The organism is Nocardia cyriacigeorgica GUH-2, from assembly GCF_000284035.1.
GTDB classification, from domain to species: domain Bacteria; phylum Actinomycetota; class Actinomycetes; order Mycobacteriales; family Mycobacteriaceae; genus Nocardia; species Nocardia cyriacigeorgica_B.
Genome location: NC_016887.1, coordinates 5,177,565 through 5,178,247 on the forward strand (window position 1 = coordinate 5,177,565; position 683 = coordinate 5,178,247).

The window sequence follows — 683 nt, forward strand, 5'->3', positions numbered from 1 at the left end:
CCAGGCTTGTGCAGACGAGATGGCCCGGACGTCCTGACTCGCGCAGGCCGGCCGGCAGGGTTAGAGAGGTTCGACACGTGATTCGCAATAACCGTTTCCGCAGCTGGCCGGCCCGTTTCGGAGCCCTGCTCGGCATCGCCTCGGCGGGCGTGCTGTTGGCCGCTCCCGCACCGGCCGAACCGCTGTTCCCCGGCGGACCCGACATTCCCGGCGTCCCGGCGATCATCCCGACCTCCGCCCCCTGCGCCCCCGAAGCCCGCGCCTGCATGCGGTTGAGCACCAATGAAGCCTGGCTGATCGACAACGGGCGCGTCGTCTTCGGTCCCACCCCGATCTCACACGGCATGCCGGGCTACGAAACCCCGCCGGGCGTGTTCGACGTCGACTTCAAACGCCCCTTCCACTGGAGCACCATGCATCACGCCCCGATGCGCTGGGCGGTGTTCTTCAACAACGACATCGCCTTCCACGTCGGCCCGGTCGAGCACACCTCGCACGGTTGTGTGCGGATGACCGAAGAGGGCGCGCACCGGTTCTTCGAGTATCTGAACGTCGGCGACCGCGTCGACGTCGTCCGCTGACTCTTCCCAGGACCGGTAAGAACACTCGCCGCTGATCCCCTCCTGTTCGGGCACAATCCTCTTCGCGGATCCAGTGCACGTTCATGAGGGGGTTCATCGCGT

The 683-nt window shown here is 66.5% G+C and carries 1 protein-coding gene; it reads left to right on the forward strand.

What is annotated here, in order from left to right:
• The first annotated feature begins 77 nt into the window (after window positions 1-77).
• Window positions 78-581 (forward strand): L,D-transpeptidase, encoded by a 504-nt coding sequence (locus NOCYR_RS23500; protein ID WP_014352914.1) that lies wholly within the window; start codon window positions 78-80, stop codon window positions 579-581.
• The last annotated feature ends 102 nt before the right edge of the window (window positions 582-683 follow it).